Origin of the sequence: Paenibacillus aceti (genome assembly GCF_003614185.1) — a bacterium.
In the GTDB taxonomy this organism is placed as follows: Bacteria; Bacillota; Bacilli; order Paenibacillales; family Paenibacillaceae; genus Fontibacillus; species Fontibacillus aceti.
Window position 1 is genome coordinate 5,218,129 of record NZ_KZ987724.1, and the last position, 23,576, is coordinate 5,241,704.

Consider the following 23,576-nt stretch of genomic DNA (forward strand, 5'->3'; position numbering starts at 1 on the left):
TTGTGGAAATAAACCAATTAGGGGTCTACTCTGAAGGAGGAATTCGACAATGGCTTTACCTGTTGCCATCAACGGCATGGGCCGCATCGGCCGTCTCGTACTGCGCCGCGCTATGGATGAAGCGCATTCCCCGTTTGCTATCCGGGCCGTGAACACTCTTTATCCCGCCGCTACCATCGCACATCTGCTCAAGTACGATTCCATTCACGGAAAATGGAAAGCGAACATCGCTGCTGAAGGCAATACGCTCCTTATTAATGACACGCCCATTCAAGTCGTCGCAGAAGCCGATCCGGCCCGGCTGCCTTGGCAGTCGCTCGGCGTTCATACCGTCATCGATGCCACTGGAAAGTTCAACGATCGTCCAGGCGCTTCCAAACATATTGAGGCTGGCGCGGAGAAAGTCGTCATTACCGCTCCAGGCAAGGATCTCGACCTGACGATCGTGATGGGCGTCAACGAGCATATGTACAACGATAACAGCCATCATCTTGTCTCGGCCGCATCCTGCACGACAAACTGTCTTGCGCCACTACTTCATCAGCTCGATCGCTCGTTCGGCGTCGTATCCGGCTGGATGACCACCATTCATTCCTACACCAATGATCAGAATCATCTCGATAATCCGCATAAAGATTTGCGCCGCGCGCGGGCGTGCACGCAGTCCATCGTCCCGACGACCACTGGCGTAGGCAAAGCGTTGGGCGGCATTCTGCCGCATCTGGCGAACTCGGTGCAAGGCATCTCGGTGCGTGTGCCGACGCCGGATGTCTCGCTCGTGGACTTGACGGCCGAAGTGAAAACTTCCGTGACCGCGGACGATGTCCGGCTCGCTTTCCTTGATGCGATCCGCGACGGGCATGATCGTTATCTCGAATGGTGCGACGAGCCGCTCGTCTCTACCGACTTCATCGGCAACGATAAATCGGCCATCGTCGATGGGATGTCGCTTATCGCCCATGATCGCCATATTAAGCTTCTCGCCTGGTATGACAACGAATGGGCCTACGCGGCCCGGGTCGTCGACTTGACCCGTCACGTTGCGCTGGAGGGAGTGAAAGGCTCACGTAAAACGGCAGTTGCCCAGTAATACTGGTCATGCCGGATGCGAAGGATAATTCTCAAACCTTTGGCAAATGTTAAAGCAGAAAGTTCTGCATTATTCCAAGCATTCTGTCAGGAGGCGACCTAGCGGATGAGTAAAGAGAAGAAGGATATGCTGCCGGTATCCCGAGAGCAGGTAGAGGTTGAGGGCGTCTATACAGATGAACTCGGCCGGGAGGAGTATCTGCATAAGGGGGAAGAGTTCCCTGCGGATCTGGTACATGGCACAGTGGAGTGGAAGCTGACCGAGCTGGCGCAGATCAAGCATGCGGAGGGGCAGACGAGTCCAGAGTTTGATCCTGAAGAAGATTAGAGTTGTGAAGTGTAATCGAACGTCCTTATGGTCCGGCGACCGGAGGGGCGTTCGATTTGTTTTCATCACGGACAGATGAATTAAGCACGGATGTTCCGTATAATGGATAATTGAGGAGAGGTAATAATCGGGAGGACAAGCGATGAGCGTTACGACAGGAATTCATCATATTACGGCTTTTGTAGGCGAGGTTCAGGAGATTGTTGATTTTTATGCCGGAGTTCTCGGCCTAAGGCTGGTGAAGAGAACGGTAAATTATGATACACCGGATTTATATCATCTATATTTCGGCAATGAGAACGGGGACCCGGGGACGATTATAGACTTCTATCCGCTGAATCAAGGCCAGCAGGGGATTCTGGGCGGCGGCCAGGTCGGAGTCATCGTCTTCGCGATTCCACCAGGGAGTATGCTCTTTTGGCGTCAGCGGTTGAAGGATTTCGGAATTACATATATGGATTTGATTCGATTCGAGGAGGAATATGTTCGGTTGGCCGATCCGTCCGGCTTGCTCATCGATTTGGTGGAACGCAGAGAAGGCCCGTTCAGCTTATGGCAATTCGGCGATATCCCGGAGGGTTATGCGATCAAGGGCTTGGCCGGTGCTCAGCTATTCAGCTGTAACAGTCTGAAGACGGTTGAGGTTTTGCAGGAGGTGCTGGGGCTGGATTATGTGGGCGAGGATGAAGGACTGCTGCGATTCAGAGCCTCGGATAGTCTCGGCAATATTGTCGATGTGAATGCGGAGAATATACATAAGGGCTACGGCGGGGCCGGAACGGTTCATCATCTGGCCTGGCGTACGAAGGACAAAGAGGAGCAGATGAAGTTCCATGAGCTGCTTGAAGCGAGTGGTCTGAACCCCGCTCCAGTCATTGACCGCCAGTATTATAAATCATTATATTTCCGCGAGCCGGGGGGAATCCTGTTCCAGATTGCTACAGATGGGCCGGGCTTCGATGAGGATGAGCCACCTGAGACGCTAGGGGAAGATCTGATGCTACCGGATATATATGAGGAGCAGAGAGAGAAGATCGAGAAGCGGCTGAAGCCGTTTCAGGTGAGAGTTGTGAAGCCGGCTGGGAAATAAGGCTTGATCGAATCGTTGTTCAGGTGTAATTTTATTAAAACGATAAGAAGAGATCGAGATAGAAGCGAGGAGAAGAGGATGAACCAAACGGAACGGCAAGCAGTAGGGATGGAGGATATCGTACGTGCACATCATGTACTGAAAGAGGTTGTCAAGCGCACCCCACTGCAGCTGGATGCGGCGCTGTCAGCCAAATATGAGTGCAATGTCTATTTGAAGCGTGAGGATTTACAGGTCGTTCGTTCTTTTAAAATTCGTGGTGCCTATAATATGATCCGCAGTCTGAGTCAGGAAGAGCTGAGCAAGGGCATTGTCTGTGCCAGTGCGGGTAATCATGCGCAGGGAGTAGCCTTCTCATGTAATGCGTTAGGAATTCAGGGGAAAATATATATGCCAAGCACAACGCCCAATCAGAAGATCAAGCAAGTGCAGCGCTTCGGCGGCCCTGCGGTAGAGATCATCTTGGTCGGCGATACTTACGACGATGCTTATGCAGAAGCGATCAAGGCCTGTGAGGAAGGCGGAATGACGTTCATCCATCCTTTCGATGACGCGAAGATCGTGGCCGGTAATGGCACGATTGGAATGGAGATCATGGAGAGTCTGGATGCGCCGGCGGATTACCTATTCGTGACGATCGGCGGCGGCGGGCTGATCTCGGGAGTGAGTACGTATATCAAGACAGTCAGCCCGGAGACCAAGGTCATCGGCGTAGAGCCGGCAGGGGCTGCGTCCATGTCCGAAGCGCTGCAGCAGAAGCAGGTCGTTACCCTGGAGTCGATTGAGAAATTCGTCGACGGAGCCGCGGTCAAGCGGGTTGGAGATCTGAATTATGCGATCTGCGCCGAGCTGCTCGATGATATTGTCAAAGTCCCTGAGGGAAAGGCCTGTACGACAATTCTCGAGCTGTATAATGATAGTGCGATCGTGGTAGAACCCGCCGGGGCCTTGCCTGTGTCCGCGCTGGATATGTACCGCGATCAAATCCGCGGCAGGACGGTGGTCTGTATCATTAGCGGTGGCAATAACGACATCGACCGGATGCAGGAAATGAAGGAGCGCTCGCTGATCTATGAGGGCCTCAAGCATTATTTCCTGATCAACTTCCCACAGCGTGCCGGAGCCCTGCGCGAGTTCCTGGAGGATGTGCTGGGGCCGAATGATGATATCGCCCGCTTCGAATATACGAAGAAGCACAACAAGGAGAACGGCCCGGCATTGGTCGGGATCGAGCTGAGCGACCCGGCGGATTATGAGTCGCTGATCAACCGGATGAAGGCGAAGAATATCGCTTATACCGAGCTGAACCGCGACTTGAATCTGTTTAATTTGCTGATTTGATGATAGTGAAGCTATAAAGAAGCGTATCAGAGCAGTTCATGGCATGAATGATGCCGGGACTGCTCTTTTTTGTGTTTGTGTATAAAAAGGGCTTTACAATACCTCTTAACTAGTGTACTATTCAACTATAACACTAATACAAATAAGGAGTGGCCGTTATGAACGAGGCTATGAACAAGGTTGCTACAGGACCTGTTAAGGGTGCGGGTCAAGTTGTTCTCCAAGTAAATGGAGTGACGAAGCAGATAGGACAGAAGAAGATTGTCGATCGTCTTTCTTTTGATATACAGCAAGGTGAAATCGTGGGTCTGCTCGGGCCGAACGGAGCCGGGAAGACGACGACGATCCGTATGATTGTCGGGTTGATCAGAATGTCTGAAGGAGATGTGCTGATTAAAGGGGAGAGCATCAAGCGAAACTTCGCCAAGGCGATCTCCCATGTCGGTGGGATTATCGAGAATCCGGAATTCTATCCTTATATGACAGGCTACGATAATCTGAAGCAGTATCAGCGGATGACCAAGGGCATCACAGAAGAGAGAATTGCCGAGGTTGTGAAGCTGGTCGGGCTGCAGGATGCGATGAAGAAGAGAGTGAAGGCCTATTCGCTCGGGATGCGTCAGCGTCTGGGGATTGCCCAAGCTCTCCTGCATAACCCGTCGATCCTGATCCTGGATGAGCCGACGAATGGGCTTGATCCAGCGGGGATTCGCGAGATGCGCGATTATCTGAAGCGGATTGCCCGTGAGGAAGGGATCGCTATTCTTGTCTCCAGTCACCTGTTAACCGAGATGGAATTGATGTGCAGCCGGGTTATCGTCATTCAGGAAGGCAAACTGGTTACGGTAAGAACGTTAGGCGAATCCACAGTGACGGAGAACAAGACCGAGCAGGTTCAAGTCATGCTCCGTGTTAATGATGCCGAGCAGGCGAAGCTCAGACTGGTGCGTATGGAGGAAATTCGCGTTATGGGGATGGCACCTGAGCGGGATCAAATTACGATTTCGGTCCGTGACAGCTATATCCCGCGGATGATTGACACTTTGCGCAATGAAGGGATTGCCATCTATCGGATCGAGGAACTGAAGGAATCGCTGGAGGATGAGTTCTTGAAATGGACAGGGGGAAACCGCAGTGCATAAATTAATCTTTAATGAGTGGTTGAAGTTGTTTAAGAAAAGAAGCTTTTTCATATCCTATCTGGTCATGATGGTCGTGATCGGTGGGGCGGCTTATTTTATGAAAATCCTGGCTGGAGGCGAGAAGTTCGCCATGCGGGACTTCGTATTTCTGGGCCTGTCCCCGAGCGGATTTGGGGCGCTTACAGCGTTGCTAGTCATGATCTCTACGGCGGGTGCGGTCTCCAAAGAGTTCAGTCAGGGTACGATCAAGCTGCTATTAATCCGTGCTCAGAGCCGTAGTAAAATACTGTTGTCCAAATATATTGTTATCTTTTTGTATACCGTATCGCTTATGCTTACCTCTTTTGTAGTATCCTTCATTGCCGGGAGTCTCGCGTTCGGGGCTGGAACCCCGAGTGCAAGCTGGCTTGATGTTGGCAAGGTGGCGCTTAGTACACTCGTCTATATCGAGATTTTTGCGACGATTACGTTCATGCTCGGAGTGCTTACTCGCTCTACGGGGATCACAGTCGGGATTACGATGCTGCTGATTATGATGAAGGATATGACGGTGGCTCTACTCTCGAAGTACGCTTTTACCAAGTATCTGATTTTTACAAATGTGGATCTATCCATATATGCGGGAGGCGGTTCGCCGCTGCCGGGGATGACGCTTGGCTTCTCATTGGCGGTTATTGCGGCATATATGGTGTTGTTTCTTCTGTTAAGCTTTGTTACGTTTAAAAAACGAGATGTTGCATAAGACCCTGATCACCCCCTTATGAACATCACGGAGGAAAGGAGCCAGCGGATCGTGAGCATAGAATTTGATAATAATCTGCCGATTTATCTACAGATCATGAATTATATCAAGAGAGAGATTGTGACTGGAAAGTTGAAGGCCGGGGATAAGATCCCTTCGGTTCGTGAGCTTGCGGCCGAGCTGCAAATCAATCCGAATACGGTACAACGAACATTTCAGGAACTGGAGCGTGAGGAAGTCGTGGAGACAAGACGCGGGCTTGGAAGATATGTAACGAGTGAGGAAGCGAAAATCATGTTGATCAAGAAGGAAATGGCAGGAGATCTGCTGGACCATTTCATTAATGGAATGCAGGAGCTAGGCTTCTCCAATCGAGATATAGCGAGCATTGTCGCGGAAGCGGTAGATGCTAACAATGAGTGAGAGGAGTGAGAGCATGGATAATCTGTTACAGTTCGAGAAAGTGTCCAAATCATATGGTTCCCGGAAGGCCTTGAATGATGTTACCTTCAGCATAGCCCCAGGTAAAATTGTCGGTCTGCTCGGTACGAACGGAAGCGGCAAAAGTACGCTGATGAAGATTACCGCCGGCCTGCTCCCGGTATATTCGGGAAATGTAAAGGTGAACGGTCATCCACTGGAATTGAACACCAAGTCGATCGTCTCGTTCATGCCGGATCGTCCGATGACAGAATCGTGGATGAGGGTCAGGGACGCGATAGACTTCTACAGTGACTTCTACCCGGACTTCGATCTGGATAAATCATTGCAAATGCTTGATTTCATGAATCTGAAGCGCGAGGAGCGGATCAGTTCTCTCTCCAAGGGGATGAATGAGCGCCTGCAATTAACGCTCGCCCTGTCACGGAATGCGAAGCTGTACTTGCTCGATGAACCGATCGGCGGGGTTGACCCGGTAGCCCGGGCGAAGATTCTGGACGCGATTGTTGAGTTCTATAGTGAGGAGAGCAGCTTGATCATATCCACGCATCTGGTGAAGGATATCGAACGGATTTTCGATGAGGTTATTTTTATCAAGGATGGGGAATTGGTGTTACAAGCGGAAGTGGAAGAGCTGCGACTCAAACATGGTAAAGGTGTCGATGAGATGTTCAGGGAGGTGTATGCGGAATGATGAGGCTGCTCAAATATGATTGGAAGAAGAATGGGACGATGCTGCTGAGCACAGCGGTCATCTTGATCCTGACAGAAGCAGCCCTCCTGATCGCCGGTTATTCCCGGGGGTGGGATGAAGCCTTCATCGTAGCTATGTCCATTATGTTGTACGTTTTCGCCTCTATGCTGGCGGTAATCATGTCCTATAAGACCTTCCACAGCAATATTAAATCGTACAGCCGCCGCCTGCTTCCGGTTCGCACGGTGTGGAGTGTACTCTCTCCAATGGCTTTGGGAATTCTTATATTGGTGGGGCTCTTGATTATCATCTGCCTCCATATCTTGATATTTAGCTGGCTCTATAGTGAACCGAATGTCTCGGAGTTGTTGAAATATTTCTTCACCACCGAATTGGCGATTGTGATATTCCAGCTGTTCTTTGCTTACATGTATTCTTATATGGCGGTTGCTCTGTCTATAGCCATTGCCTGCACCTTCCGTAAGTGGCGGGTATGGATCGGAATCCTGAGCTTCATCCTCATTCAGAATGTCATTAGCTGGCTGATCTTCAAGCTGTTCGACAGCGGCTTGGGGAAATCATCCTTCTTGAATGTCGGCGTTACTTCACATTTTGATATCAATGGCGAAGTGTTCATTCCGCCCGATGTTACGATCATCAATTGGGGAGAGACCCTGGTCGAATTAGCTATTGCCGGGCTGATGCTGGGGGCGACGGTTCTGCTGCTGAACCGTAGGGTAGAGGCTTAACGGAAGAAATTGGTAGTCATTTGCCAGGACGGGAAATCTATGTCAGTATAGTATAATATGTTGCTTCTACTGCTAGAGTTACATGTGCAACTGACAATGATGAATGGAGGACATGAAGCTATGCCTTTCCCGAATTGCCCGAAATGTAATTCTGAGTACACGTATGAGGACAGAGATATGCTAGTCTGCCCGGAATGCGGTCATGAGTGGTCACCTGACGCAGCTGCTGCGGGGGATGACAATGCCAAGGTTGTGAAGGATGCCCACGGTAATATTCTGAGTGACGGTGATACGATCACGGTCATTAAGGATCTCAAAGTAAAAGGAAGTTCATCAGTCATCAAAATCGGTACTAAAGTGAAGAACATCCGTTTGATTGATGGCGATCATGATATCGACTGCAGGATTGACGGTTTCGGTGCGATGAAATTGAAATCGGAATTTGTTAAGAAGGTATAATGAGATGTAAAAATACAGTCCGTTCCTTATAGGAATGGGCTGTATTTTTTGGTGCTGATTATTTGCTGCGCCGTCCGAAGATGAAGACCTGCCCCAGCAGACCGATGACGAAGATAATCAGGCTCTGCCATGGGGTTACGGTGAAGGATGGCATGATGCGATTAAGGAGCAAGCCTGCGGCAACTACGATTAGAGCAATGATTAGATAAAGACCGAAGGCTCTCATATCAAAAAACTTGCGCGGCTTCAACGGGTCTGGTGACTCTGCTGCTGCTGGTGTATCGTCATTGTTATTCTGGCCAGGGCCGAGAAACCGGGTGAGCGATTCTATCAATACGATGGCCAGGCCGGCGATAAGCAGCAGCGTACCGCTATTGATCGTCGTGTTCGCCAGCTTGTCCCCACCGAACCATTTGGCGAAGAAGCCGGTAATCATAAAGATGAAGAAGACCCAAGTGACCGTGGCCCATGGAATCATAATGTAATATTTGATCTTCTCCTTCAAAGTACGGGGGCGGCGCATCTTCACATCATCTATGAGCTGGACGCAATAGACGAACGGGCTTGCACCGAATAATTGCTCGGCACTGATACCTTTTCGCTCATTCTTGATGATTCTCTGGGCCAGCTCAAGCAGAAGCTCTTCCTTCCTGGCGGCGCTGATTTCATCCTCTTTGCGAATATACTGGCTCATTTCCTGGAAATAAGCTGTATTCCCCTGATTCATTTGCTGGCTGAGCTGTGTGACTCTAGCCGCTTTCTCCTGAGTGTTCAATCATGACCCTCCAAATATGCTGATATTGTTGAGTAGTATACTGCAAGATTTGATTGTACTGCAAGACGGTTGCTCGTTTAGCCAGCTCAATTTCAGAATAATTGTATACTATCATGGTTGTATGAGTATAAATATATATTGATTATATAATTATTAGGTATATAATGTACTCATAATTAATGTTGAGTACAATTGGAGGTTGGGGATATGGACGCGATCTCGGTATCTGGTCTGTCGAAGTTCTATGGTAAGAAGCTCGGTGTAGAGCAGGTCTCTTTTACAGTGTCTAAGGGGGAAAAGTTCGGTTTCATTGGCCCTAATGGCGCGGGCAAGTCTACTACGATCCGTATGCTGATGCAGCTGCTTCATCCGTCCGCGGGTGAGATTACACTGCTGGGCAAATCGCTTGGCCAGGAGGACCCGGAGCTACGCAGCAAGATCGGCTATTTGCCTTCAGAGGTGGAGTATGATGGGGATATGAATGGACATCAGGTGCTGAAATTTGCGGCTCACGCCTATGGGTTGGATCTGAAGGATACGATGGCGCAAGAGATCGCGGAACGGCTGCAGCTTGACCTGAGCCGCAAGGTTCGGGATTATTCGTTGGGGAACCGCAAGAAGCTGGGAATCGTCCAATGTCTCCAGCATCGTCCGGAGCTGGCGGTGTTGGATGAACCCACCTCCGGTCTTGATCCGCTCATCCAGCATGAATTCTTCCATCTGCTGAGTGAGCTGAACAGCGCAGGAATGACGATTTTCTTCTCAACGCATGTGTTATCCGAGGTGGAGAAGTTCTGTGACCGGGTTGCCTTTATTCGCGAGGGGCGTCTGTTAAGAGTATCCAGAGTAGATGAAATCGCAGAGCGGATGCTGCGTAAGTTCACAGTTACTTTCCGGGAATCCGGCGACTTGATCGAACGATTAACACTCAATAAGCTGGACCCGGAGGCCAGGTATGAGCATGGCGAGCATATTTTTCAGGTGTCGGGCCCGATTGAACCCGTGCTGCGGATGCTAGCTGATGCTGGGGTGAATGACCTTCGGGTCGAGCGGCCTTCACTGGAGGAAATATTCATGAAGGACTATTCGGAGCATACTGAGGGAGAGGAGTGAGAGTCATGATGGGAAATTTGATCAGGAACGAATGGTGGGTCAATCGCCGCAATTTCGTGATCGCTCTAGTCATTATCGTCGGCTTCCAGGTTCTGTTCGCAGGTGTGTCGGATATCTACCTTAATAATGAGGATATTGTAAAATTGCTGGAGACGATTCCTTCTGCGATGCTGGAAGCATTCGGCATGCATCCTGAGCAGATGACCAGCTTCGAAGGCTGGATGAGCAGTGAGCCGTTATTGTTCTATCTGATGTTGTTCGGCGGCTTTGCAGCGGTTTGGGGCAGCCAGACGATCGCACGTGAACGGGGAAATAAAACACAGGATTTCCTGTTCTCACTGCCCTATTCCCGCACACAGATATTCCTGTCCCGAGTGCTGGCGCAGTGGGTCATGATGGCTATCGTATTCCTCATCGTGCTAGGCTCCGTCTATCTGTTCGGTTCTCTATTCAGTACGATCGGCGATTCAGGAGCTATCTTCATCATGATGCTCTCCGGTATGCTGATTGCGATGGCCTTCGCTGGCATCGGTTATCTCTTCACGACACTGGTGCGGACAGAACGGGCGGCGATGACGATTAGCATCGGGATCGTGATGGTGTCCTTCCTGCTGAAGATGCTATCCGGGCTTGACGACTCTGTAGCCTGGTTGTCTGAATTGAGTTTATTTAATATATTTGACAGTGTGAGGATGGCCACGGAGGCCTCCCTATCCTGGACAGGGGTGGCGATCTGTCTGTTCATCTATGTGCTTGGAATTGCGGTCGGTGTACTCTCACTTCGCCGTCAGGACATCTAAGATTTAACGAAGCGCTTGCTATATAGTGTAATAGAAGAAAGATGAAGGGGGCGTACTGTCCATGGTTAACGGAAAAAAAGAGCAAATCATCCGGACGGCACGCGAGCTGTTCTATCGAAATGGGATTGTTAATACGAGTATGGATCAGATTGCCGAGGCTGTGCCTGTATCGAAAATGACCATTTACAAATATTTCGGCAGTAAGGATGGACTGATCGAGCAGGTGATCACAGCGATCAATGAGGGAACCCATGCCGACTTCGTCAGCATGATGGAGCAGTCCGACGACGCTATCGATCTGATGCATCACCTGCTTCGGTACCAGAATATGAATGATTACTCGGCGGAGTTCATCAATGATCTGGTCTCGGTATATCCCGAGCTGACTCGGCAGATGATAGAGTACAATGAGCAGCATAATATGCCGTTGTTCGAAGAGATGGTATTCCGCGGTCAACAGAACGGACAAATCCGCAAGGATATTTCGCCGCATTTGCTGGTGTTGTATTTATCCTCCATGAAGGAGTTCATGGCGAAGCCCGGTCGACTGGAGCCATTCACGAATATGAATGTGCTGGCCGATCAATTCATATCGCTGCTGATCCATGGGATTTCAAATACGCCCAGTTCCAGGCCGCCGATAGAATCGGATTTCTGATTTTATATTTGATTGTGTGGAAAGGTCGAGTTCGGTACATAGATGGTACCTGGAGCTCGGCCTTTTTTATGTAATTTTCGTGAACATCGCATAAAAGGGAGCCCTTCCAGACGAAACTACAACAACGCCTATATACGGTAAACAAACAATACACAGAAAGGAAGGGTAGTAGCTATGGAGAATGAGGCAGATTTAACGCGCCGTTATTTGCTGAACAGTCACTCTCGGGGAAGTCTGGAGGAGGTTATAAGCGTGGATGAGCCCGTTGAACTGGAGAGTGGACTGGTGGGGCTAGTAGATGGGGATTCCTCCGGAAATCAGCTTATGAATCTGTTCGAAGGGGAGCAGGCCGGCAAGGCGAAGACCGCCGAGTATCTGCGCCAATATTACAGCTAATAAATGAGTGATTGACACCCTGTGATCGGCGATGATAATATAAAACCAATAATTCTTATTAAAATTATCGGAATAATATTTTATCGCAGTACGGGGAGGAATTCGGATGGAACGGCAAATCATTATTCAGCATGGGGCGGAGGAAATCGCGGCAAGTGTTCACTACCCGGTCTCGGTAAAAGCAGGGGCGAGGTGCAAGCAGCGGATTCCGCTTGTTGTTATTTGCCATGGGTTCGTAGGCAGTCGGATCGGTGTGGACCGTTTGTTCGTCAAGACCGCGCGGGAGCTTGCGGAGGCAGGGGCGCTAGTCGTTCGGTTCGATTATCTCGGCTGCGGGGAGAGCAGCGGTAATTACGGGCAAGAGAGCGTGGATTCCATGATAGCCCAGACTAGATATGTGCTTGATTATGCGCTCGGATTGGGCGATATTGACCCAGAGCGGGTTACGCTGATCGGCCATAGTCTGGGCGGGATGATCGCTCTATTGACGGCAGCCCGGGATCGGCGCGTGAAGAATCTGGTGCTGTGGTCCGCTGTGGGCTATCCCTTCAATGATATCGTCAAGATTACGAGCCGCAGGCTGTATGATGAAGCGATGACACGCGGTGAAGCCGATTATTTGGGATACAGTCTTACGCCGCAGTTCTTCGAATCTCTGGGGGGATATCAGCCTTTCCAGGAAGCGAAGAAGTTCGCCGGGGATGTACTTGTCGTTCATGGCACATCTGATGATACCATTCCGGTCGATTATGCCTTTTTGTACCAGAAGGTATTCTGGTTACGCTCCGAGGGCCGCTGTGACAAGGAGATTATCTTTCAGGCGGATCATACGTATTCAAGCGGAGAGCACCAGCAGCAACTGATCCATAAGACCAGGGATTGGCTTGGCGGGCTTGAGAATGCACATCGCGAATGGCAGGATTGGATGATCTAATCCGCCTTATCCAGCCAGGGTCACTGGTAAATACCCGCATCTGGGGATACAATGAAGGTGTAACCATTTTGGAGCCCTGGAGGTATGTATGATGACTCAGCCTGCCATGTTTCTCGCGCACGGGTCCCCGACACTAGCTATCGAAGACAATGCTTACACCCGATTTCTGAAGCAATTAGCACAGCAATTGCCGCGTAGACCTAGAGCTGTCGCTGTGTTCTCAGCACATTATGACTCTCCTGTTCAGGCTGTAAGCGATGATGAAGTTCATGAGACGATTCATGATTTCTACGGGTTTCCTGAAGAGATGTATACAATAAGCTATCCTGCTCCCGGAGATCGGGAATTAAGCCGACAGATCGGAGATCTGTTCAGAGCGAATAACCTCCCGTTCGAGCTGTCAGCGGGTAGGGGATTGGATCATGGAGCCTGGGTTCTTCTGCGCGCGATGTTCCCTCAAGCGGATATGCCCATCGTAGAGCTATCGGTCGATTCCAGACGTACACCGGCAGAACAGTATGCGATCGGCAAGATGCTGACCGGGTTGCGCCAGGATAATGTACTCGTGATTGGAAGCGGCGGACTTGTGCACAATTTGCGTCTGCTGGAGGCGGAGGCCTCAGCGCCATCCAACTGGGCGGTGGAATTCGATAATTGGATCGGCGATCAGCTGAAGACCTGGAATTTGCGGATGCTGTTCGACTATAAGCAGAGAGCCCCGCATGTACGTGATGCAGTACCTTTCTACGCCAAGGAGCATTTCGCTCCGCTATTGTACGCGATGGGCGCGGCAGATGACGAACGAACGGCAAGCAAACCGTTCCAGGATTATCAATATGGTAGCATCAGTCTGAATTGCTGGATGTTCGGCGGAGCGGGGAACGGTCCGATCGATTAATTGGATATTTATACATTTAGGATTTGTCAAGGATTGTCGTTTTTGATCTATGGATCTTAAGCGACAGTCTTTTTTTGTCTTTTCCCGGCGAGTCTATTCAACGTATAATAGAGGGAACGAGAGCTAATTGATGAAAATAATGGAGGAATTATGAGACGATATCTATCCAGAATTAGTATGTCCCTACTGTTAGCCGCCTGCTTGCTGATCGTTCCTGCTTGCGGGAAGGAGCCTGCGTTGAACGGAGCGTCGAATCAAATCCCGAGCGGGAATGTTACCCAGGAACTGCCGGAAGAGGAGCCGCCGGAAAGCGTTGCTCCGTACAGATCCCCTCTGACAGGACTGCCTTTGGAAGAGCAGCCTACACAAAGGCCGCTTGCTATTATGATTAATAACGCTCCTGCGGCCAGGCCGCAATCGGGGCTGGGCGGAGCGGATATTGTGTATGAGGTGCTGGCGGAAGGCGGGATCACGAGGCTGGTGGCTATATACCAGAGCGGCGGAGAAGTAGCCAAGATCGGACCGATCCGCAGCATTCGCCCTTATATGATCGAGCTGGGTGAGAGCTATCATGGCATCACGGTGCATGCCGGTGCCAGCAATGCCGCCTTCGCGATTTTGCAGCGTCAGCATAAGGATGATCTGGACGAGATCACCAATGCAGGCCCTTATTTCTGGCGCGACAAGTCGCGGAAGGCACCGCATAATTTGTATTCTAATGTGGCGAAGCTGCTCGAAGGTGCTGAGAAGCGGAAGTATGCGATCGAGGATCTGGCGGTTCCATCCTACACCTTCCGTGATCCAGAGGATTCAGGGGAAGGCGATCTGGCCAAGTCTGTAGAAGTGAAGTTCCAGCTGGAGAAGTACAGGGTCTCATACGTTTATGATGAAGAGAGTAAGCTGTACAAGCGCTATATCAATGGTGAGCCGCATAAGGACCTGGATACTGGGGAACAGTTAGCCTGTACGAATGTTGTGGTGCTCGCTACTCAGCATAAGGTGCTGGATGATGTCGGGCGTCTCGCTGTAGACCTGGATATGGGGGGAGAGGCGATTCTGCTGCAGGGTGGCAAGGTGATTCGCGGCAATTGGATTCATAAATCGGGAGATGTGATCCGTTTTATTAAAGATAATGTCGAAGTACCATTCTATCCTGGTAAAACTTACTTTAATATTGTCCCTAATCACCCCGATTTCGAGAGCCATATCAAGGTCGAATAGACACTGGTGATGACAGTGCTTTCTTGGTTCGAAATGGTTATTCGATTGGAGGAATATGGGGCAATAAGGATAGAGTTGGGAACCGTGGGACAAAAATAATATATATAGTTGAAATGTTTTCGACAAAATGATCTAAACCCACCCGAGTTATGATAATATATTGTGGGTTAGTAATAGGAGTGTAAGGGGCATAAACAAACGTAAAAGAGAAGAGAGGCTACCAAATGCGAGTTAAGAAGAAGGATATCTTTTTCCAGACGTTGGAGAATATGGCGGATACGATTGTGCAATCAGCCGACTATTTCGCTCAGCAAGTTACAGAGTTTAAAGACGTAGATCAATTCGCGAAAAAAATGAAGGAGCTGGAGTCCCAGTGTGATAATTACACACATACGATCATCGTCGAGCTTAACAAGACGTTTATTACCCCGATCGAACGTGACGACATCATGGGACTTACGACTACTCTGGATGATGTAATCGACGGTCTTGAGGCGACGACATCCCGCTTCGTTATGTATCATTTGCATGAACCAGACAAGTATATTACCCAATTTGCTGAAATCATGCGTAATTCCGCTTATGAGATTCAGAAGGCGATTCACTTGCTCTCAGCGAAGAAGTTGCTGCCTATTCGCGAATATACAATTCGCTTGAATGATTTGGAGAATCAAGGTGATGAACTGTTGCGTATTTGCATTAAAGACTTATTCGCTACTGTCACTGACCCCATCACTTTGATCAAGAAAAAGGAAATCTACGAGCGGCTCGAGACGACAACGGATGCGTGCGAGCACGTTGCCAATATGCTTGAATCCATTATTATGCGCAATTCATAAGATTAAGCTATTCATTTGATATTCGGGAGGTTGGGAATTGCGCGGATTCCTGTAAAGAGAATACTCAATCTGTGCAATAATAAGAACAATGGATACGAGTCTACTAATAATTTTTGTCGTTATCATACTGGCGTTGGGCTTCGATTTTATTAACGGCTTCCATGATACAGCCAACGCGATTGCAACATCGGTCTCTACAAGAGCCTTGAAACCGCGGACGGCAATTATGATGGCTGCCGGGATGAACTTCCTCGGAGCCTTGTTATTTACTGGAGTAGCTGAGACGATCGGGGGCAGTGTGGCGAATCCTGCCGAACTGGATAATGGGCTAGAGATCCTGATTGCGACTCTGCTTGCTGCTATTATCTGGAACCTGATCACCTGGTGGTTCGGCATACCTTCATCTTCATCCCACGCCCTGATCGGTGCGTTGGCGGGTGCGGTGTTTGTCGGTGCAGGTTCGGACAAGCTGAATTGGGGCGGCTTCACGAAGATTGTCGAAGCGTTGATTATTTCCCCATTCCTGGCTTTCGGTATTGGTTACATCGTCATGACGGTCCTGAAATGGATCTTCGCCAAGAAAAGTCCACATACGGTCAATAAGGGATTCCGTTCTGTTCAAGTCTTGACGGCGGCGATTCAGAGCTTCTCTCACGGCACGAACGATGCTCAGAAAGCGATGGGGATCATTACTTTCGCGCTCGTGACGGCCAAGTTTCAGGATAACATGGAAGTACCGCTATGGGTTAAGATTGCTGCTGCATCAGCGATGGCTCTCGGAACATCTCTCGGGGGCTGGAAGATTATTAAGACGATGGGTACGAAAATATTCAAGATCGAGCCGATTAACGGTTTTGCAGCTGATATCTCGGCGGCCTCGGTTATCTTTGGGGCGACCCTGATTCACTTACCAGTCAGCACTACGCATGCTATTACGTCATCCATTCTTGGCGTTGGCGCTGCGAAACGGTTCTCTGCGGTTAGCTGGGGGCTAGCCGGTCGGATTGTTATCGCTTGGGTGATTACGATTCCTATCGTAGCTGTGCTTTCGGGTTTGATTTACGTTGTGTTGTTCTAGAGATGAATCCAATATCAATGATGCCAATCTGCAGAAAAGATTGGCTTTCTTTATAAGGAATAGACATTTGAACGTTATTACTTTATATGGTGGGGGGGCTAAAGTACATGATTCGGGTGATGGGAATTACGCATGATCACCAGGTCAGAACAGATATCGCACTGGACGACATTCATAATCATCAGAACTATTTATGGAGCTGGGTCGATTTCAGCAGCCCTACGGAGGAGGAGGCTGAATTGCTTGGCTCCTTCTTTCAATTCCATCCGCTGGCGATTGAAGATTGCTTGCTGCATGTCATGCAGCGCCCTAAGATCGATTTCTATGATGACAATGACTTTCTCGTCCTGCATGCGCTGGACCCGGATACGCTGGAGTTGGTGGAGGTTAATCTGTTCATTGGCGAGAGCTGTTTGGTATCGTTCCACCACCGGGAACTGCAGGAGATTGATGTGGCCTGGGAGAGTATCCAGAAGCGGGCATTGAACCGGAAAATGTGGGAGCGTGGCCCTTTTACCGCTGCTTATCTAGTTATCGACAATCTGGTCGATCAATACTTCCCTTGCGTCTATGCGGTTGAGGATGAACTCGATGAGCTTGAAAAGCTGGGGGGCCGGGAATCGATCGAACAGCTGATGAACCAGGTTTTTGATCTGCGGAGCAGACTGCTTAAGCTGCGCCGCACCATTGTGCCGATGCGCGACCTCATGTACCATATTCTGAATTCCAAGCATATTCAGGCGCAGAAGGAAGCAGGAGCCTATTTTTCAGATATCTATGACCATCTACTGAAGCTGTCGGAGATGGTCGAGTCCGATCGCGAAATGACGGCCGATCTCCGCGACTCCTATCTCTCGCTCAATTCTAACCGGATGAACGGTATCATGAAGACCTTAACCGTCATCACCAGCGTATTCATGCCGCTGACCCTCATCGCTGGCATATATGGCATGAACTTCATCAATATGCCGGAGCTGCATTGGCGCTACGGTTATTTCGGCGTGCTTGGACTGATGGGCGTGCTCAGCATCTGGATGATTCTGAGCTTCATGCGGCGGGGCTGGTTCAAATAAAGAATATATCTGAGTCTACATATTCGTAATGTATTATTTATGCATATTACTGATTAAATTAGTCATCTGGATTAGGCGGCGTTCATTTCCCCATTTTCTTTGGGAGGGTGAGCGCCTTTTTTGCTGTCTAGATCGGACAAGTCATGAATTATTTTTTGCCCATTGGGATAGATGTCCACTATTCGCAGCTTCCTCTGGCATACGATGACATCATATACGACTGTATCATAAGGAGGAGGACCACTTGAAGATTCGTAAGGCGATCATACCGGCAGCAGGTTACGGAACGCGGCTTCTTCCAGCTACCAAAGTAATGCCCAAGGAAATGCTTCCGATTATTGATAAACCGACGATTCAATTTATTATCGAGGAAGCGGCGGCTTCTGGAATCGAAGAGATTCTGGTCGTCACTGGAAAGGGAAAAAAGGCCATCGAGGATCACTTCGACTCAGCGCATGATCTGGAATATTTCCTGGAGCAGAAGGGGAAATACGAGGAGCTGCGCAAGGTGACGGAATTCACCAGCCTCGCAGATATTCATTATATCCGCCAATCCGATCGCAAAGGACTTGGGCATGCCATAAATGTGGGCAGGAGATTTATCGGAGATGAGCCCTTTGCCGTTCTGCTTGGCGATACCTTCTTCGAGGCAGAGCCTCCGGCGCTGAAGCAGTTGATCGAAGGATTCGAGAGGTTCCACACTACGATTCTGGGGGTCCAGACGGTACCAGAGGACAAAGTATCCAGTTACGGGATCGTCGATGTCAAGCCGTTGATTGAGTCCTTTGCCTATGTAGATCAATTAGTTGAGAAGCCTCCGGTGGGTGCAGTACCTTCGCGCTTGGCTATGGTAGGGCGTTATATTTTGACGCCATCGATCTTCGATATTCTGGAGAATCAGCCACCCGGCGTAGGGGGTGAAATCCAGCTTACTGATGCGTTGAACCGGCTCTTGATCAAGGAAGCCGTCTATACTTGTGAAATTAACGGCCGCTGGCATGATGTAGGAGACCCGCTTGGTTATCTCAAAGCAATTCTGGCTATTACAGGCCATCGAGGAAATCTGAAGCACAATCTGCAAGAAGAAGTCACCATGCTATTACAACAAGAAGATAAGGATATCCCTAGTTCCGAGCAATAATGATGCTTGATCTACTATTTCTTAATAACCAGGGAGAGGTGTTATACGCAAATGATTGAATTAGCTTTGGGCTTTAGAGATAAGGATGGAAGCTATGCGGAGCATGCCGCTGTCGTTCTTACTTCAGTCTTTCGCAACACGAGCTCGCAGATTAATGTCCACATTCTTCATGATGAGACCTTGACCGATGATAATCGGCTGAAAATTACACAATTGGCTACCAGCTACAATCACACGGTTAATTTCTACTCTGTAGGATTGCCTGGCGATCTTGCCGAAGTATTGGAGGGCGCGAGTTCGGTAAATATTTGGACCTGGGGTAGTATGTACCGCCTGTTGCTGCCTTCGTTAGTCAGCTCCGACAAGATCATTTATCTGGATTGCGATGTGCTCGTCAATCTCGATATTAAGGAGCTGTGGGATATTGAGCTGAATGGCCGCTATCTGGCGGCAGCTCACGATCAAGGTGCGGTAGGGATCGCAGATGTGATCAGATCCTTCGGTATGAATCCGGATACTTACTTCAATTCGGGAGTTATCTTATTCGGACTAAATAATATCCGCCAACAGACGAACTGGTACGGCAAAATGCTGGAATTCCTGCGGCATCATCCCGGTACAACCTTGCCGGATCAGGATATTCTCAATCATATTTTTGGTCATAATTATATTCAGCTCGATGAGCGCTTTAACTCTTTTTGCTTATATAACCAGTCTCTCGACTTCAATAATCGCATTGTGCACTTCGCCGGAGAGTTGAAATGGTGGGAGCCCTCTTCTCCAGGCTATGCTCTGTATCAGGAGTATCTCAACCTAACCCCTTGGAGATTGCCGCTATCGCATTTCATGCCGCCTGCGCATACGGAACCGATCCAGCAGATAGAGCCGGCTGTTCCGCTGCAAGCTTTGCAGATTGTGGAGCCTGTGGAACCAGCCAAGCATGAGAAGCCATTGCCGTCCGTGGAGCCGGTGAAGCATCATGGGACACCGATGCATTTCGTGCTGCCTAAGGAGCCAGCAGAGGACGCTGTGCCAGTGAAGCACGCTCATCCTGTGAAGCGTAAATCGATAAGATTCAAGCGAGACAGGAAGCGCAGACGTATGGTGAAGCTTGTGAGACATCAGCATTCAATCCGGCATGCATGCCGGGTGAAGCCATTACGCTCCAGACGGAAATCCAGACACCACCTTTACAGAAGACATCTGCCCTCTGCTTCCTGCCGCTTCTTAATCCTCAGACGAAGGGTATGGGGCTATAACCCCGATAAAATATCGAGAATGAGAAGAAGCCGGCGAGTGGTCTTGCGGCACAGGAGGAAGATCGTCAGGAAGCCTTGGAGATTAGCGCATTGCCATACGAAGAGAAGAACGATCAGAAGAGTCGTTTACAGTGCTCCAAAGATATATAATCGTTCGATACCTATTAAATATATAAGCCAGCGTGTTCATAAACCATCTGTACTGTATATCAAGCCCAAGCTTAAGTGGACAGAGCGCTATCGGCCCTACGCGAGCGTTAAATAATAATCGCAAGTGGTTAGTCCCCATAAATTCACAGAGATAGAGCTGCCGAGATGTTCTCGACAGCTCTGCTGCACCTGCCTCTGCTTTAGCGGCGTTTTTTGGCAGGTGCTTTGCCATTGCGAGGGCGGGAGGATGGGCGTTTGCTGCCTTTCCTTCCGCTCTTCCTTCCGCTTCCTTTGCGGCGCGGTTTGTATTCGTCCAGATTGTCGTCGCTCTTGCCCTTGGCTCCTGGAAGCAGGCTGGTGAACATTTTGGCCATTGGCGCGAATTGCTGAACGGTTTGCATAATTTTTTGTACCTTGCCCATTGTGGCGACGATTCCGTCGATTCCACCCATGCGGTCGATCATGCCTTTCAGATCGCCCAGATTCGGAATGGAGAATCCGCCTCCAGCCTTGGCTGCCGAATTGGTAGCAGCGGGGAGCGGATCGGTCGGCTGTGAATAAGGAACAAGCGCAGAAGCCTCGACGATCTCGGATGGATCGGAATCATACGGCGTAATCCCTGGATAATTGTGCGAGTAGGGATACGAAGGGGGCGTCGCACTTCGCCGTGGAGGAGTGTAATGCGGCATCATATCACTTTCCTTTACATAGTATTGTGTCAGGAGGTGGGCAGCAGCCTCCGGCGCTTCTCCCATTCCTGGTTATGCATATAAACCGTTAGTGTGACTAGGATAATTCTTTAGTAAATAGGCATTTGCAATAATACAATGTATGTATCTACCCAGATTTTCGTCTGGACGAATGTCCCGGTTTTGTGGGCATTTGCGGAAAATGGGCGTTCTTTCTGTGATGCGTGAAATCGTTAATGCTTGAAAAAGGTGACCTTACTCGGGTACAATGGTGGTGTGGTACAGTAACGGTAGGGGATGATGATTCAGTGCAACTTAAGAAGTTGAATGATAAGACGATCGATCAATTGTTTGAAGCGATACTTTCTTTAAAGAATGTTGAGGAGTGCTACGTCTTCTTTGATGATCTTTGTACAGTTAACGAAATACAGTCGCTCTCCCAGCGTCTGGAAGTAGCGAGAATGCTTGGCAAAGGTTCTACATATAATCAGATCGAAGCTGAGACTGGAGCTAGTACGGCAACGATTTCACGCGTTAAGCGCTGTCTTAATTATGGCAATGACGGGTATAAAATGGCGCTTGAGCGCATCAACCTGTAATTGTGAAGACAGGGCCAGGGACATCACAGGATTGGATAGTCGGTCAGGGGGCATATGGCATAAAGAGTTCTCCGGGGAAGCCAGGGGTACTTGTTATTAGTCACGGGTCCCCTGATTCGGACTGGGTAGCCTTCGTTGACGAAGCGGTTGCAGGTGCGGCGGGTGAACTGCAGGCAAGTATTCCAATCGTATCCTCCTTCCTGGAGATTGTGGAAGGACGGCTGATCCAAGATGGAATCGATCAGCTGGAAGCCTGGGGAGTGACAGATATTATCGTCATTCCGTTATTTGTCTCGTCGGGCAGTACTCATATCGATGAGATTTCATATGCACTTGGCATGAAGAGCACGCCGGAGAAGGAAACGGATCTAGAGCCTTTTTCCTTATCTGCCCGCGTGTTTTTTGGCGATCCCATCGACGATGATCCGATCGTGGCCGAGATCGTCTGGGATAAGGTGAAGGAGCTATCTAGCAGGCCGGAGAGGGAGGTGCTGCTTCTCGTTGGTCATGGCAGCCGGCATGAGGGCTTCCGGCAGCGCTGGGAGCGGGGGATCGCGGGACTATCCGCGCGTGTTGGCCGCCTTGGCGGGCTGGCTCATGCGGATTATGCGCTTCTTAGTCCGGATAGCTTGCGCAGCAAGGTAAGCTATTGGCAGGAAGAGCGGGGCTATGAGGTGATCGTTGCTCCGCTTTTTTTGAGCAAGGGCTACTTCACCGGCACAGTGATTCCAACTCGTCTTGAGGGACTATCTTATCATTACCTGGGAGAGGCTTTGTTGCCGCATTCCAGGTTGTCCCGCTGGATATCTTATCAGATATTGAATATAATGGGATCATTGAAATTATGATAAACAGGTGGCGTTCAAGTAATGAAAAAAGCTAGGCTTATCTATAATCCTACTTCCGGAAGGGAAGAAATGCGGAGATTGCTCCCATCTATTCTGGATCGGTTGGACCAGGCCGGTATAGAGACGTCTTGTCATGCGACGACGGGAGACGGCGATGCTACACGTGAGGCCGCTGAATCCGTGCAGCGTGGCTATGACATTCTTATTGCTGCCGGCGGCGATGGGACGCTGAACGAGGTCGTGAACGGGATGGCAGGGTATGATGATTTGCCGCCATTAGGTATTTTTCCGCTTGGAACGACCAATGACTTCGCGCGGGCCATGAAAATTCCGAAGCGCTGGGAAGATTTCTGTGATCTGGTGATTGAGAACAAGACGAGACCGATTGATATCGGCAAGGTGAACGGACGACATTTTATAAATATTGCTGGCGGCGGCTCGCTGACGGAATTAACCTATGAGGTTCCAAGCCGCCTGAAGACGATGATCGGTCAATTGGCCTATTACATGAAGGGTATCGAGAAGATGATCAATCTCTCGCCAACGGAGCTGGTTATCCGTGCCGAAGGGATCGGCGAGGTAGAGGGCGAGTTCATGATGTTCCTGATCGCGAACAGCAACTCGGTTGGCGGCTTCGAGCGGCTGGCGCCGGACGCCAGAATCGATGACGGCTTGCTTGACGTCATTGCCGTGAAGAAATGCAATCTGGCAGAGTTTATCCGCCTGGTCAGCATGGCACTGCGAGGCGATCATTTCAATGATCCGCGGATTATGTACTTCAAGACCGAACGGATGGAGGTTACCTCCCCAGGACATGTCTTGCTTAACCTGGATGGTGAGCTCGGCGGCGAGCTCCCAGGCGTTTTCGAGATTTTGCCGCGGCATTTGCATATTTTTTCGCATGAGTAGAAGAAGATTTAGGCGTGGTTCGTTTGCGGATATGACCGTTAGGTAGTCGTTTGAAGCTCTAACGATGGATGCCAATCGTTTGGGGCTCTAACGAAGTTAGCCAATCGTTTGAAGCTCTAAC

Annotated in this window: 27 protein-coding genes; 25 read left to right on the forward strand and 2 right to left on the reverse strand. The window is 49.7% G+C overall.

Annotated elements, in window-relative coordinates:
• Positions 1–49 precede the first annotated feature (49 nt).
• The 10 genes from gap (at position 50) to BFJ94_RS23405 (ending at position 8,075) form a co-directional block, all read left to right on the forward strand.
• Positions 50–1,090 (forward strand): type I glyceraldehyde-3-phosphate dehydrogenase, encoded by a 1,041-nt coding sequence (gene gap, locus BFJ94_RS23360; protein WP_120464792.1) that lies wholly within the window; start codon positions 50–52, stop codon positions 1,088–1,090.
• A 105-nt stretch (positions 1,091–1,195) separates the two neighbouring features.
• The gene (locus BFJ94_RS23365) at positions 1,196–1,417 is read left to right on the forward strand and encodes a hypothetical protein (protein WP_120464793.1); all 222 of its coding nucleotides are present in this window, start codon (positions 1,196–1,198) and stop codon (positions 1,415–1,417) included.
• 142 nt (positions 1,418–1,559) lie between these two features.
• Positions 1,560–2,507, forward strand: coding sequence for a ring-cleaving dioxygenase (locus tag BFJ94_RS23370; protein ID WP_120464794.1), 948 nt, complete (start codon positions 1,560–1,562; stop codon positions 2,505–2,507).
• A gap of 78 nt (positions 2,508–2,585) precedes the next feature.
• The gene (ilvA, locus tag BFJ94_RS23375) at positions 2,586–3,848 is read left to right on the forward strand and encodes a threonine ammonia-lyase IlvA (protein WP_120464795.1); all 1,263 of its coding nucleotides are present in this window, start codon (positions 2,586–2,588) and stop codon (positions 3,846–3,848) included.
• A 158-nt stretch (positions 3,849–4,006) separates the two neighbouring features.
• Positions 4,007–4,990 (forward strand): ABC transporter ATP-binding protein, encoded by a 984-nt coding sequence (locus BFJ94_RS23380; protein ID WP_120464796.1) that lies wholly within the window; start codon positions 4,007–4,009, stop codon positions 4,988–4,990.
• The gene (locus tag BFJ94_RS23385; RefSeq protein WP_120464797.1) at positions 4,983–5,732 is read left to right on the forward strand and encodes an ABC transporter permease; all 750 of its coding nucleotides are present in this window, start codon (positions 4,983–4,985) and stop codon (positions 5,730–5,732) included. Before BFJ94_RS23380 ends, BFJ94_RS23385 begins: the two co-directional genes overlap by 8 nt.
• A 51-nt stretch (positions 5,733–5,783) precedes the next feature.
• Positions 5,784–6,155, forward strand: a complete 372-nt coding sequence (locus tag BFJ94_RS23390; protein WP_120464798.1) for a GntR family transcriptional regulator — start codon at positions 5,784–5,786, stop codon at positions 6,153–6,155.
• A 13-nt stretch (positions 6,156–6,168) separates the two neighbouring features.
• A complete protein-coding gene (locus BFJ94_RS23395; protein WP_120464799.1) occupies positions 6,169–6,867 on the forward strand; it encodes an ABC transporter ATP-binding protein in 699 nt (232 codons plus the stop codon).
• Positions 6,864–7,616, forward strand: a complete 753-nt coding sequence (locus tag BFJ94_RS23400) for a hypothetical protein (protein ID WP_120464800.1) — start codon at positions 6,864–6,866, stop codon at positions 7,614–7,616. The genes BFJ94_RS23395 and BFJ94_RS23400 overlap by 4 nt, the downstream gene beginning before the upstream one ends.
• Positions 7,617–7,736: 120 nt before the next feature.
• On the forward strand, positions 7,737–8,075 hold the full coding sequence (locus BFJ94_RS23405) for a zinc ribbon domain-containing protein YjdM (protein ID WP_162944386.1): 339 nt from the start codon (positions 7,737–7,739) through the stop codon (positions 8,073–8,075).
• 58 nt (positions 8,076–8,133) lie between these two features.
• On the opposite strand, the gene BFJ94_RS23410 is transcribed toward BFJ94_RS23405, so the two are convergent.
• Positions 8,134–8,850: a DUF1129 domain-containing protein gene (locus BFJ94_RS23410; RefSeq protein WP_162944387.1), complete on the reverse strand. Its 717-nt coding sequence runs from the start codon at positions 8,848–8,850 to the stop codon at positions 8,134–8,136.
• 207 nt (positions 8,851–9,057) lie between these two features.
• Here BFJ94_RS23410 and BFJ94_RS23415 point away from each other — a divergent pair, with 207 nt between their 5' ends.
• From BFJ94_RS23415 to BFJ94_RS23470, 12 genes are all read left to right on the forward strand, one after another.
• Positions 9,058–9,963 carry an ABC transporter ATP-binding protein gene (locus BFJ94_RS23415; protein WP_120464801.1) on the forward strand — a complete coding sequence of 302 codons (906 nt, stop codon included), beginning with the start codon at positions 9,058–9,060 and terminating at the stop codon, positions 9,961–9,963.
• A 5-nt stretch (positions 9,964–9,968) separates the two neighbouring features.
• Entirely contained in the window at positions 9,969–10,763 is a 795-nt protein-coding gene (locus BFJ94_RS23420) for a DUF2705 family protein (RefSeq protein ID WP_120464802.1), read from the forward strand.
• Positions 10,764–10,824: 61 nt separating this feature from the next.
• Positions 10,825–11,421, forward strand: a complete 597-nt coding sequence (locus BFJ94_RS23425; RefSeq protein ID WP_120464803.1) for a TetR/AcrR family transcriptional regulator — start codon at positions 10,825–10,827, stop codon at positions 11,419–11,421.
• Positions 11,422–11,595: 174 nt separating this feature from the next.
• The gene (locus BFJ94_RS23430; RefSeq protein WP_120464804.1) at positions 11,596–11,817 is read left to right on the forward strand and encodes a hypothetical protein; all 222 of its coding nucleotides are present in this window, start codon (positions 11,596–11,598) and stop codon (positions 11,815–11,817) included.
• Positions 11,818–11,923: 106 nt separating this feature from the next.
• Complete coding sequence (locus BFJ94_RS23435; RefSeq protein WP_120464805.1) at positions 11,924–12,751, forward strand: alpha/beta hydrolase family protein; 828 nt, start codon at positions 11,924–11,926, stop codon at positions 12,749–12,751.
• Positions 12,752–12,842: 91 nt separating this feature from the next.
• Entirely contained in the window at positions 12,843–13,649 is an 807-nt protein-coding gene (locus BFJ94_RS23440) for a DODA-type extradiol aromatic ring-opening family dioxygenase (protein WP_120464806.1), read from the forward strand.
• Between the two features lie 150 nt (positions 13,650–13,799).
• Positions 13,800–14,870, forward strand: a complete 1,071-nt coding sequence (locus BFJ94_RS23445; protein WP_120464807.1) for a DUF3048 domain-containing protein — start codon at positions 13,800–13,802, stop codon at positions 14,868–14,870.
• A 224-nt stretch (positions 14,871–15,094) separates the two neighbouring features.
• Entirely contained in the window at positions 15,095–15,709 is a 615-nt protein-coding gene (locus tag BFJ94_RS23450; protein ID WP_120464808.1) for a DUF47 domain-containing protein, read from the forward strand.
• Between the two features lie 88 nt (positions 15,710–15,797).
• Positions 15,798–16,787, forward strand: a complete 990-nt coding sequence (locus BFJ94_RS23455; RefSeq protein ID WP_120464809.1) for an inorganic phosphate transporter — start codon at positions 15,798–15,800, stop codon at positions 16,785–16,787.
• A 107-nt stretch (positions 16,788–16,894) separates the two neighbouring features.
• Positions 16,895–17,860, forward strand: a complete 966-nt coding sequence (corA, locus tag BFJ94_RS23460) for a magnesium/cobalt transporter CorA (protein WP_120464810.1) — start codon at positions 16,895–16,897, stop codon at positions 17,858–17,860.
• Positions 17,861–18,104: 244 nt separating this feature from the next.
• A complete protein-coding gene (gene galU / locus BFJ94_RS23465) occupies positions 18,105–19,001 on the forward strand; it encodes a UTP--glucose-1-phosphate uridylyltransferase GalU (protein WP_120464811.1) in 897 nt (298 codons plus the stop codon).
• A 51-nt stretch (positions 19,002–19,052) separates the two neighbouring features.
• Positions 19,053–20,525 (forward strand): glycosyltransferase family 8 protein, encoded by a 1,473-nt coding sequence (locus BFJ94_RS23470; RefSeq protein WP_120464812.1) that lies wholly within the window; start codon positions 19,053–19,055, stop codon positions 20,523–20,525.
• An 85-nt stretch (positions 20,526–20,610) separates the two neighbouring features.
• Here the strand turns inward: BFJ94_RS23470 and BFJ94_RS23475 are convergent, their stop codons facing one another.
• Entirely contained in the window at positions 20,611–21,102 is a 492-nt protein-coding gene (locus BFJ94_RS23475; protein WP_439116400.1) for a hypothetical protein, read from the reverse strand.
• A 305-nt stretch (positions 21,103–21,407) separates the two neighbouring features.
• On the opposite strand from BFJ94_RS23475, the gene BFJ94_RS23480 reads away from it, so the two are divergent.
• Genes BFJ94_RS23480 through BFJ94_RS23490 form a run of 3 tightly spaced genes read left to right on the forward strand, consistent with a single transcriptional unit; the run spans position 21,408 to position 23,455 of the window.
• Positions 21,408–21,698, forward strand: a complete 291-nt coding sequence (locus BFJ94_RS23480) for a YerC/YecD family TrpR-related protein (RefSeq protein ID WP_068778211.1) — start codon at positions 21,408–21,410, stop codon at positions 21,696–21,698.
• 59 nt (positions 21,699–21,757) lie between these two features.
• Entirely contained in the window at positions 21,758–22,546 is a 789-nt protein-coding gene (locus BFJ94_RS23485; RefSeq protein ID WP_120465384.1) for a sirohydrochlorin chelatase, read from the forward strand.
• Positions 22,547–22,567: 21 nt separating this feature from the next.
• Entirely contained in the window at positions 22,568–23,455 is an 888-nt protein-coding gene (locus BFJ94_RS23490; protein ID WP_068778210.1) for a diacylglycerol kinase, read from the forward strand.
• Positions 23,456–23,576 lie beyond the last annotated feature (121 nt).

Bases quoted from the DNA above. Each gene is read 5' to 3' on its own strand.
- BFJ94_RS23380 (WP_120464796.1), top strand. From the start codon at position 4,007: ATGAACGAGGCTATGAACAAGGTTGCTACAGGACCTGTTAAGGGTGCG.
- ilvA (WP_120464795.1), top strand. From the start codon at position 2,586: ATGAACCAAACGGAACGGCAAGCAGTAGGGATGGAGGATATCGTACGT.
- BFJ94_RS23370 (WP_120464794.1), top strand. From the start codon at position 1,560: ATGAGCGTTACGACAGGAATTCATCATATTACGGCTTTTGTAGGCGAG.
- BFJ94_RS23445 (WP_120464807.1), top strand. From the start codon at position 13,800: ATGAGACGATATCTATCCAGAATTAGTATGTCCCTACTGTTAGCCGCC.
- BFJ94_RS23440 (WP_120464806.1), top strand. From the start codon at position 12,843: ATGACTCAGCCTGCCATGTTTCTCGCGCACGGGTCCCCGACACTAGCT.
- BFJ94_RS23455 (WP_120464809.1), top strand. From the start codon at position 15,798: ATGGATACGAGTCTACTAATAATTTTTGTCGTTATCATACTGGCGTTG.
- BFJ94_RS23450 (WP_120464808.1), top strand. From the start codon at position 15,095: ATGCGAGTTAAGAAGAAGGATATCTTTTTCCAGACGTTGGAGAATATG.
- gap (WP_120464792.1), top strand. From the start codon at position 50: ATGGCTTTACCTGTTGCCATCAACGGCATGGGCCGCATCGGCCGTCTC.
- BFJ94_RS23400 (WP_120464800.1), top strand. From the start codon at position 6,864: ATGATGAGGCTGCTCAAATATGATTGGAAGAAGAATGGGACGATGCTG.
- BFJ94_RS23425 (WP_120464803.1), top strand. From the start codon at position 10,825: ATGGTTAACGGAAAAAAAGAGCAAATCATCCGGACGGCACGCGAGCTG.
- BFJ94_RS23490 (WP_068778210.1), top strand. From the start codon at position 22,568: ATGAAAAAAGCTAGGCTTATCTATAATCCTACTTCCGGAAGGGAAGAA.
- corA (WP_120464810.1), top strand. From the start codon at position 16,895: ATGATTCGGGTGATGGGAATTACGCATGATCACCAGGTCAGAACAGAT.
- BFJ94_RS23420 (WP_120464802.1), top strand. From the start codon at position 9,969: ATGATGGGAAATTTGATCAGGAACGAATGGTGGGTCAATCGCCGCAAT.
- BFJ94_RS23395 (WP_120464799.1), top strand. From the start codon at position 6,169: ATGGATAATCTGTTACAGTTCGAGAAAGTGTCCAAATCATATGGTTCC.
- BFJ94_RS23405 (WP_162944386.1), top strand. From the start codon at position 7,737: ATGCCTTTCCCGAATTGCCCGAAATGTAATTCTGAGTACACGTATGAG.
- BFJ94_RS23475 (WP_439116400.1), bottom strand. From the start codon at position 21,102: ATGATGCCGCATTACACTCCTCCACGGCGAAGTGCGACGCCCCCTTCG.
- BFJ94_RS23435 (WP_120464805.1), top strand. From the start codon at position 11,924: ATGGAACGGCAAATCATTATTCAGCATGGGGCGGAGGAAATCGCGGCA.
- BFJ94_RS23470 (WP_120464812.1), top strand. From the start codon at position 19,053: ATGATTGAATTAGCTTTGGGCTTTAGAGATAAGGATGGAAGCTATGCG.
- BFJ94_RS23430 (WP_120464804.1), top strand. From the start codon at position 11,596: ATGGAGAATGAGGCAGATTTAACGCGCCGTTATTTGCTGAACAGTCAC.
- BFJ94_RS23365 (WP_120464793.1), top strand. From the start codon at position 1,196: ATGAGTAAAGAGAAGAAGGATATGCTGCCGGTATCCCGAGAGCAGGTA.
- BFJ94_RS23415 (WP_120464801.1), top strand. From the start codon at position 9,058: ATGGACGCGATCTCGGTATCTGGTCTGTCGAAGTTCTATGGTAAGAAG.